The following is a 9,775-nucleotide window of genomic DNA, read 5'->3' on the forward strand; positions in this document are numbered from 1 at the left end:
ACTTGGAGGTGTTTTTTATGGGGATAAGAGTGAGTTATCCAGTTGAAGTCAAACAGAAGGCTGTAGAAATGAAATTGGCGGGCGTGCCTGTGAAGGAAATCATGCAGGAAGTGAATATCAAGAATATGACACAGGTTCAGACATGGGTCAGGTGGTATAAAGCTGGGGATACACACCGATTCGAACAACCTGTCGGAAAGCAATATACTTATGGAAAAGGTCCAAAGTATTCTTCCTAATTAGAGAAACTGCAGGCAGAAAATCGTTATCTGAGACAACAGAATGAAGTGTTAAAAAAGTACAACGAATTGGAAAGGAAGCTGATAGCGAAACGCCAGCGAGCTTGTAGAAACATTGTGCGGCACAATGACCATACAGGATATCTGTATTCATTTAGGTATTTCACGAGCATCTTATTATCGTTGGAAGAAGAATCTGATGAAAGATGACCCTAAATACCATTTAGAAAAACAAATCGGCACGTTATGCCCTATAAAAAATGACTGCTGATACCAATATGGCCAACCCCGTGTATGCAAAGAAACTTCGATAAACCAAGTAATAGTTAGTCAGTAACAGACCTCTCAATGTCTTCACTCCTCGTTAAAAAGACGCTGATTTCTTCTATGGAAATGGTGTTGGCCGTTACACCATTCGGCAATTTCTGTTGATCCGATACAAGCACACTCCAATAAGATCCATGATTCCTTTTTGCTAGAACGATTTCTTCGTCAAGCTCAGCCAATTGACCTTCATCAACGTCTATAACGGTATAGCTTTCAAGAACCTTATCTTTCTCTTCATTTAATAAAATTTCTCCATCTTTCATAATAACGATATGGCTGGCTATCTTCTCGACATCAGTCATAATGTGCGATGAAAGTAAAATACCGCCGTTGCTTTTATCCACAAAGCTTTTTAATTCATTTAACAGATCATCTCTTGAAGAGGGATCAAGCCCTCCCGTTGCTTCATCCAGGAGTAATAATTTTGCATTATGCGACAAAGCAACAGCTACGGATAACTTCATTGACATGCCGCGCGAGAATGTATTCACTTTTTTGTCCATAGGCAAAGAGAAAGAATGAACCAACCGGTAAAAATGATCTTGGTCCCAAGCACCGAATAGTTTCTTAAATACATGATTCAGCTGCTTTATCGTAAGGTGCGCAGGAAGATTCATCGCATCAAATACGACCCCAATATCTTCTTTGAACTTTATATGTTTATCCAGATTCTCTTTACCAAAGATTTTCACTTTACCTCTATCCTGAGAGATTAATCCTAATATCGTTTTAAATGTTGTTGACTTGCCTGCGCCGTTATCACCGATAAAACCGACAATTAATCCGGCAGGCACATTGAATGTAACATCCTTTAAAACAGCTTTATGGCCAAAAGATTTGCTGATGTTTCTGATTTCTAAAAGGTTTGACATCATTCCACTCCTATCATTGTTGTCAGGACTTTTTTAAGAATTGAACCGGATTATTGCAAAAATGTTGTTATTTTCATATCCAGTCGAGGTATTCATAATGGATCAGGAGTCGGCAAATACAAAAGGGATTTTAAAGTCTTTATTAATCATAATACGGATGTGCAATCGATTGATTACGTTTATATAATGGAAATTCATGATGAAAATTGCTGGAGGGGACTTACTTGCTGGAAAAGAAAATGTGCATTCTATAAAGTATATATGTATTCAAGAGATAACAAATTTAATTATGACTGTCTAATTGAGGAGCCCCTTCAAGAATGAAGTATGCCCTATAAAGGAATGAGTCATGGGAATAAAACACCAAACAAATACTTATTCAAAAACCAATAATTGACCGTTACCATTCTTTACTAATGGTTACATTTATGGGTTTAAACTGGAATATATTTATATTATAAAATAGGTGTTACTTCTTTTCAATATAAATACGTAGATTTCTTTATAAATATAAAAATCTTCAGTTAATCAATAGGCGAACACTTCTTATTTTTATACTAAAAACCCCTCTGGTTTATCTAAAACCAGAGGGGTCAAACTTTCCGACTATATTTTAAGTTTACCGTGAATTATTTATTCCTACTCCACAGTCACACTCTTCGCAAGGTTGCGCGGTTTATCAACGTCACAGCCGCGGTGCAGCGCAGCGTAGTAAGCGATCAGCTGCAATGGCACAACAGATACCAGCGGAGCAAGCGCAGGGTTGACTTCCGGCAGGATGAATCTGTCGTCTGCGTCTTCTAAGCCTTTCAGCGAGATGATGCAAGTGTTGGCGCCGCGGGCTGCGACTTCCTTCACGTTTCCGCGGATGCTCAGGTTGACGTGTTCTTGTGTCGCCAGTGCAAAGACCGGTGTTCCTTCTTCAATCAGAGCGATTGTTCCGTGCTTCAGCTCGCCGCCGGCGAAGCCTTCCGCCTGGATGTAAGAAATCTCTTTCAGCTTCAGGGCGCCTTCGACACATACGAAGTAGTCAAGGCCGCGGCCGATGAAGAAAGCGTTTCTTGAAACAGTCAGGTACTCACGCGCGATCATTTCCATTTCGTCCTTCTGGTCGCAGAGGGCTTCCATGGCGTTTGCCGCGATACCTAATTCTTTGACTAAATCAAAACCGATATCAACACCGTTGCGTTCTGCTGCAACGGACGCAAGGATCGCAAGCACGGCAATCTGAGCCGTATACGCTTTTGTTGATGCAACCGCGATCTCAGGGCCTGCGTGCAGAAGCAATGTGTAATCCGCTTCACGGGAAAGCGTTGATCCCGGAACGTTTGTGATCGTCAGCGCTTTGTGACCCAGCGCTTTGACTTGAACAAGCACGGCGCGGCTGTCCGCTGTTTCTCCGCTTTGAGAAAGGAAGATAAAGAGCGGCTTCTTAGACAGAAGCGGCATGTTGTAGGAGAATTCACTCGCTACATGCACTTCAACCGGGACGTTTGCCCACATTTCAATATATTGTTTCCCGACAAGACCGGCATGGTAGCTCGTTCCGCAAGCCACGATATAAATACGGTCCGCTTCCGCCACGGCGTCAGCGACATCGCCGGCCACGGCCAGTCTGCCATTTTCGTCTTGATACGTTTGGATGATTTTGCGCATAACAAGCGGCTGCTCATCCGTTTCTTTTAACATGTAGTGAGGGTATGTGCCTTTTTCGATATCACTGGCGTCAAGCTCAGCGATATAAGACGCACGTGTCATGACTTCACCGTCAAGGTTTTTAATCACGGCTTCGTCTTTTGTCACGATCACCATTTCTTTGTCCAAAAGCTCAACGTATTCATTCGTTACTTGAAGCATAGCCATCGCGTCAGATGCCACGACGTTAAACGTATCTCCAAGGCCGATTAACAGAGGGCTTTTGTTTTTTGCAACGTAAATGGTGTCTGTGTTTTCACCGTCAAATAATGCAATTGCGTAAGAGCCTTTTAACAGAGTCAGTGTTTTGCGGAACGCTTCTTCTGTGCTAAGTCCTCCCGCCACAAATTGCTCGATCATTTGAACGACTACTTCAGTGTCCGTGTCGCTTTTCAGTTCAACGTTTTCAAGATATTCGCGCTTCAGCTGAACATAGTTCTCGATCACACCGTTGTGAACAAGTGTAAAGCGGCCGAGTGCGCTTTGATGCGGGTGAGCGTTCAGGAAGCTTGGTTCGCCGTGAGTCGCCCAGCGTGTATGGCCGATTCCCGCTTGAGATTCAACCGTGTGATCCACCACTTCACGAAGGTCGGCGATGCGGCCTTTTTCTTTGTACACATGCACGCCCTGCTCATTCGCCACAGCGATACCGGCAGAGTCATAACCGCGGTACTCAAGCTTCTCTAATCCTTTTAACAAAATCTCTTTCGCATCAAGCTGACCGATATAACCTACAATTCCACACATTTTTTCTTCCTCCTAAAGGTGCAAAAGGAGACGAAGAAAGTCAAATTACAAGGGGACTTTCAATCGTCCCCTCCCACATGTTTTTTTGGAAGATCATGTGATTTCTCTTTGTTCGGAGAGTCGCCCCTCCGGTTTGAAGAAATCCTTACGGCTGTGATCTAAATGAATCAGCCGGGAGGCATCCGCCGAAAATTCGATAACCTCCATCCTCGTCAACTAAGCCGTTTTTCGGGCGCTTAGTTCGGGCGCTGTAATTATAAAAGATGCAAACAATCCCGCCTTTCCTGCAAGTGAAAAACAAAGGCTGAACAAGCTTGATTTTACAGCATGTGCCAAGGACGGTCAATTATTTTTTGCCGCCCCGGCATCATGTTTACTATCATATTATGCTGATCGCACTTGTCTTGTTCGCTCTCTGCTTATAAACTTCGCTACTCCGCTCCCATTTCTGTCCGCACGACATCCACGATTTTTGTGACATATTCGTCACAAAGCTCTTTTGTTCTCGCTTCGGCCATCACGCGGACGAGCGGTTCGGTGCCTGACGGGCGCACTAAAATCCGGCCGTCTCCGTTCATTTCTTTTTCCACTTCAGAAATAACGGCCTTCACCTTAGCGTTTTCTTCTACCTTATATTTATCCGTCACTTTCACGTTCACTAAGAGCTGCGGGAATTTTTTCATTTCATCCGCAAGTTCTGAAAGGGTTTTGCCGGACGCCTTCAGCGTATTCACAAGCATGATCGCGGACAAAAGACCGTCGCCGGTAGTGTTGTAATCAAGGAAAATAAGGTGCCCTGACTGCTCGCCGCCGACATTATAGCCGTCTTTTTTCATCGCTTCTACGACATAGCGGTCGCCGACTGCCGTTTGAACGCTTTTGATTTCTTCTTTTTCAAGCGCTTTGTAGAAACCGAGGTTGCTCATCACAGTCGATACGACGGTATCATCCTTCAGACGGCCCTCTGATTTCAAATACTTCGCGCATATGTACATAATCTGATCACCGTCGACGATGTTTCCTTTTTCATCAACAGCAATGAGGCGGTCGCCGTCTCCGTCAAACGCAAGGCCGATATCGGCGTTTTTTTCTTTGACGAAAGCACTCAGCGCTTCCGGGTGTGTAGAACCGACGCCATCATTAATATTTAATCCGTTCGGAGACGTCCCCATTGTAGATACGTCAGCATCGAGATCGGCAAAAAGGTGCGTCGCAATGGATGATGTCGCACCATGGGCGCAGTCAAGCGCTACATGAATGCCTGTGAAATCTTCGTCCGCCGTCTGCTTTAAAAATTGCAGATACTTTTGAACGCCTTCAAAATAATCGTTTACAAGCCCGAGGTCCGCGCCTGTCGGTCTCGGCAGCTTATCTTCCGGTTCATCCATGAGACGTTCAATCTCGGCCTCCTGCTCATCAGAAAGCTTAAAGCCGTCCCCTCCGAAAAATTTAATTCCGTTATCCTGTACGGGGTTGTGAGAAGCGGAGATCATGACGCCCGCCTCAGCATCCATGGCTTTCGTTAAATAGGATACCCCCGGCGTAGAAATAACGCCGAGGCGCATCACTTCAGCTCCGATCGATAAAAGTCCGGCGACAAGGGCTCCCTCCAGCATATGTCCGGAGATACGTGTATCACGGCCGATCAGCACTTTCGGGCGCTGCTTATCTTTGGTCAGGACATAACCGCCAAAACGCCCAACTTTAAAGGCCAGCTCTGGCGTAAGCTCGCTGTTGGCAACACCTCTTACACCATCTGTTCCAAAATACTTGCCCATTTTGTATCGCTCCTTTTTCATTCTGTTGAAGAAGAATCAGCGCTTGATCCGTCTTCATCCTGGTCTTGATTTTGATCCTGGTTTTGACTTTTATTCTGATCGCTGTCAGTGTCGTCTTCCCGGTTCTTGTTCTTGTCTTTGTCTGCGTCTCCGCTTGTGCCGTTCTTATTGCCGGAATCAGCGGAACCGCCGTTATTTTTATTTGAACTTGAGTTTTTCTTAGAAGTCAGCTTGATCTTAACCGTGTCTTTTGACAGGGACCATGTGACGTTTTGCGGGCCGTTTACTTCTAGCTTTACAGAGTGCTCTCCGTCATCCAAGTCCGAGACATTGGCATACAGTTCAATGTCCGACTTTTTGAGCGCCTTAATGTTGGCGGGAGAGCCTTTGGCCGTAATATTTATCGCCTGCGATTCAGGATCGAGAAACTCAATCTGCTGTGAGCCTCCCAGTCCGACCGTCTTGATTCCGACATTGTCAAAATCCTTTTTGTCTTCACTGTCCACTTTAACATGAAGCGTGATTTTTTCCGGTGATACCTTAGTGACACCCTTAGGAAGCGGGATATCGGCATTGATATCGGTATCTTTATCAATTTTGCCTAAATCAAGAGATACGCCGTCAATAAATTCAAGTGAATCCAGCACATCCTGCGGGCCGTAAACCGTCACCTCACTCGGATTCGAGTCAATGCTCGCAACGCTCACCCCGTCCGGAAGACTTCCCTTCCTTTCGATTTTGAAAGGAAGCTTTTTGCTCGGACTGGCTACGGGAACCGTCACTTTAATGACTGACGGTTCAACATCAACAGGAAGTGCGTTGCCGTCTTTGTCATAGACGGTCACCTTCACTTCCTTTTCAATGGTCTCATTTGCATTTTCTAGGTTCACGGATGCTTTGACAAGTGAAATGTTATCAATCACATTTTTCGAACCTGTAATCTGCACGTTTTTCGGGCTGATAATCGGCTGCTGAGGGGTGTATCCCTTTTTCATTTTGCTTTTATTGTAGTATTCAACTTCCACGGGAAAACTCTCAGCCGTTTTTTCCTGAATCGTAACCGTCGTGACTGACGGGTTAATGGAGATCGTCAGTCCGTCCGATACGTTTTTCGCCTTCAATTCGACCTTATGAGTCCCGGTCTTCAGCTTATTCATATCGGCGTATATCTCAAAATTCTTTGTCTGTCTCGCCTTTTTCACCGCGCTTGTCGAGCCTTTAATCGTGACATTTACGGTCTGGGGCACGCCGGTGACGACATAGTTCGCTTCATCATAGTATGCTTTTACAGGAATATCAGTAAGCGTAGCCTCGTCAGTCGTTGATGTCGGAAAAAAGGATTCCCCCGGCTTTTTCGGAGTCGGCGCCTGGTTGTTGTTAACCGCAACGTAAAGCAGCAGCGCAAAGAGCAATGCAATGATCTTTACAGCCCAGCGGTTGTTTAAGAATTTATCCATTTTTCTTGCCCCTCCAGTACCAGCGGTTAGAAGAAGTATCTCTGGCGTTTTTCTTAAACTCGGCTTCAAGCATTTCTTTCAGTGCTTCTTCCGTCAATTCTCTGTGAAGGTCTCCGTTTTTGGCCACACTGATGGCGCCCGTCTCTTCAGATACAATAATGGTTAAGCTGTCCGTCACTTCACTGATGCCGACAGCCGCTCTGTGACGCGTCCCCAGCTCCTTTGAAATAAACGGGCTTTCAGAAAGCGGCAGATAACAGGCAGCCGCCGCAATCTCGTTATTTTTCATAATGACCGCTCCATCATGCAGCGGTGTATTCGGGATGAAGATATTAATCAAAAGCTCCGAGCTGACCTGCGCATTAAGCGGGATGCCCGTCTCAATATAATCGCCCATTCCCGTATCGCGCTCAATCGCGATGAGTGCGCCGATGCGGCGTTTCGCCATGTAGCTGATCGATTTTGTAATCGCTTCAATTGTCTTATGCTGCGCTTCCTCCACGGGGGTTCCGCTCCTGGAAAAGAACCGGCCCCGTCCGAGCTGTTCAAGCGCCCGTCTCAGCTCAGGCTGGAATATAATGATGATCGCTAAAAATCCCCATGTTATCGCTTGGTCCATCAGCCACTGAAGCGTGCTGAGTCCCAAATATGAACTGGCCATCCGGACCAATACGATGACGACGATTCCTTTTAAAAGCTGAACCGCCTTCGTCCCGCGTATGACCATGATTAATTTATATATCACATACCAAACAAGGAGAATATCAACGGCATTGCCGAGGTATTGCAAAAATGGGATGTCCTCAAAAGCCATTTCCTCGTCCTCCAAGAATTCAGTCATTTCGTTTTTCTGTTATGAATTGTGCTGCATGAGCAATATGTACATCATATAGCGTGCTCATTATACCACATTTTGATTTCTCAAGTGAAATGAGCCAGAGCGGCGATGCACAAAAAAAGAGTAAAGCGATTATACGCTTTACTCATCTTCACTCGGGTCCAAAGCGCTCACGACGCCCTGGCCCGCCGATTTCAGTTCGTACCAGACCCAGTCAAACAATTGGTTAATCTCTTCAATCTGCCCGGTGACTTGTCCGGCTGAGGCCATGTATTTTTCTCCGTTGACGACGGTCACATTGCCGTCGACTTTTCCTTCAATGAACAGCTTGCCGTTTTTTACTGTGACATCGCCCTTTACGGTCTCGCCTTCAGGGACGGTGACCGTGTGATTCTGCACGACAAGGTTCGGCTGTTTGGACACACTGAAATTGTGGTCATTATGCCAGCTGTTGAAAAAACCGCCGCCCATTAAAATCACAAAAACCGCTGCGGCTGCAATCATCGGATGAGTTTTGATCCATCGTTTTACAGAAGCGCGTTTTTTCTCTTTTGGAAGATTCGCCATAACTTTGGCAGTAAAATCAGCAGGGGCCGTGACATGCGATGTGCTTCGGACGAGTGCTATGGATTTCTCCATTTCATGAAAATGCCGTTTGCAATTCCCGCATGACTGCAAATGTTGTTTTAATACGTTTTCATCTTCAGGAAGGATATCTCCATCAAGATGCTTATGCATAAGCTGCACGATCTGTTCAGGACAGCTCATTTCATCACCCCACTTAAAGATCCCTTAATTGTTTTCTAAGAGCCTCTCTGCCTCTGTGTATCCTTGTCTTGACGGTGCCGACAGGGATATTCAGAATCTCCCCGATTTCAATTAAAGAGAGTTCGTCAATATACTTTAATACAATAACCGTTCTGTACTTGTCAGGCAGCTTTAAAATCTTTTTCTGAATTGTGTCCGACAGCTCCAATGACAATACGGCGTCTTCAGGGAGAACCCCGTCCGCGGCGATCTGCGAATACATCGTCAGCCCTTCTGCTCCCGCTACTTCTGCGTCCAGATAGTAATCAGGCTTTTTCTTGCGGATGCGGTCAATGGTCAGGTTGGTCGCAATTCTGTAAAGCCACGTTGAAAACTTTCTGTTGATATCGAAACTGTCGATATTGACATACGCTCTGATAAAAGCTTCCTGCGCAATATCTTCCGCTTCGTGAACATTGCCGAGCATGCGGTAGCAAAGCTGGTAAATCTTATCTTTATAAAGGTCAACGATTTCTGCAAACGCATTTTGATCGCCTTTTTTGACTTGCTTGATTCTTTTTTTAATCAGGTTTTCCATGTTTTATCTTACCTCTGCCCTTCACCGGTCTGTATCTATACGTTGATTGTTTTAAAAGGTTTCATTTTTTTTATTACATTTATTTTACCAAATTTCAGGCAGCGTGTAGATGGAAAATACAGAATATACTGCCTTAACAGCAGCTTAAAAATAGTATATCTGATGAACAATCAGAAATCGAAACAAAATGCTGATAAAAAAAAGACACCTTTATGCAAAAGGTGTCTGAGACTGGGCTAGCTGGATTCGAACCAACGCATGACGGAGTCAAAGTCCGTTGCCTTACCGCTTGGCTATAGCCCAAAAATGGTGGAGGGGGGCAGATTCGAACTGCCGAACCCTGAGGGAGCGGATTTACAGTCCGCCGCGTTTAGCCACTTCGCTACCCCTCCGTATTTTTTTGAAAAACAGTGCCGGCCAGAGGACTTGAACCCCCAACCTACTGATTACAAGTCAGTTGCTCTACCAATTGAGCTA

The 9,775-nt window shown here is 45.2% G+C and carries 7 protein-coding genes, 3 tRNA genes and 2 pseudogenes; 1 reads left to right on the forward strand and 11 read right to left on the reverse strand.

Going from position 1 to position 9,775, the window contains the following annotated elements; genetic code table 11:
- Positions 1–17: 17 nt before the first annotated feature.
- Positions 18–489, forward strand: a pseudogene (locus BGM27_RS19810) (helix-turn-helix domain-containing protein); the annotation flags it as partial.
- Between the two features lie 3 nt (positions 490–492).
- Here BGM27_RS19810 and BGM27_RS20660 read toward each other — a convergent pair.
- The 11 genes and pseudogenes from BGM27_RS20660 to BGM27_RS19860 all read right to left on the reverse strand — a co-directional run.
- A pseudogene (locus BGM27_RS20660) lies at positions 493–588 on the reverse strand (ABC-2 transporter permease); the annotation flags it as partial.
- Positions 566–1,438: an ABC transporter ATP-binding protein gene (locus BGM27_RS19815; RefSeq protein WP_007408010.1), complete on the reverse strand. Its 873-nt coding sequence runs from the start codon at positions 1,436–1,438 to the stop codon at positions 566–568. The gene BGM27_RS19815 and the pseudogene BGM27_RS20660, both read right to left, overlap by 23 nt.
- Positions 1,439–2,077: 639 nt before the next feature.
- Positions 2,078–3,880 (reverse strand): glutamine--fructose-6-phosphate transaminase (isomerizing), encoded by a 1,803-nt coding sequence (gene glmS / locus BGM27_RS19820; protein ID WP_003156758.1) that lies wholly within the window; start codon positions 3,878–3,880, stop codon positions 2,078–2,080.
- Between the two features lie 431 nt (positions 3,881–4,311).
- Complete coding sequence (gene glmM / locus BGM27_RS19825; protein WP_007408011.1) at positions 4,312–5,658, reverse strand: phosphoglucosamine mutase; 1,347 nt, start codon at positions 5,656–5,658, stop codon at positions 4,312–4,314.
- Positions 5,659–5,675: 17 nt separating this feature from the next.
- Positions 5,676–7,115: a CdaA regulatory protein CdaR gene (locus BGM27_RS19830; RefSeq protein ID WP_007408012.1), complete on the reverse strand. Its 1,440-nt coding sequence runs from the start codon at positions 7,113–7,115 to the stop codon at positions 5,676–5,678.
- Complete coding sequence (cdaA, locus tag BGM27_RS19835; protein WP_003156763.1) at positions 7,108–7,929, reverse strand: diadenylate cyclase CdaA; 822 nt, start codon at positions 7,927–7,929, stop codon at positions 7,108–7,110. The genes BGM27_RS19830 and cdaA overlap by 8 nt, the downstream gene beginning before the upstream one ends.
- A gap of 165 nt (positions 7,930–8,094) precedes the next feature.
- Complete coding sequence (rsiW, locus tag BGM27_RS19840; protein ID WP_007408013.1) at positions 8,095–8,721, reverse strand: anti-sigma-W factor RsiW; 627 nt, start codon at positions 8,719–8,721, stop codon at positions 8,095–8,097.
- Positions 8,722–8,734: 13 nt separating this feature from the next.
- Positions 8,735–9,298 carry an RNA polymerase sigma factor SigW gene (gene sigW / locus BGM27_RS19845; RefSeq protein WP_003156766.1) on the reverse strand — a complete coding sequence of 188 codons (564 nt, stop codon included), beginning with the start codon at positions 9,296–9,298 and terminating at the stop codon, positions 8,735–8,737.
- Positions 9,299–9,529: 231 nt separating this feature from the next.
- A tRNA-Gln gene (locus BGM27_RS19850) sits at positions 9,530–9,601 on the reverse strand.
- A 4-nt stretch (positions 9,602–9,605) separates the two neighbouring features.
- Positions 9,606–9,690, reverse strand: a tRNA-Tyr gene (locus tag BGM27_RS19855).
- 22 nt (positions 9,691–9,712) lie between these two features.
- Positions 9,713–9,774 (reverse strand) — tRNA-Thr (locus BGM27_RS19860).
- Position 9,775: the final 1 nt, after the last annotated feature.

It is taken from the genome of Bacillus sp. FJAT-27001 (assembly GCF_019039175.1).
GTDB lineage: Bacteria > Bacillota > Bacilli > Bacillales > Bacillaceae > Bacillus > Bacillus velezensis.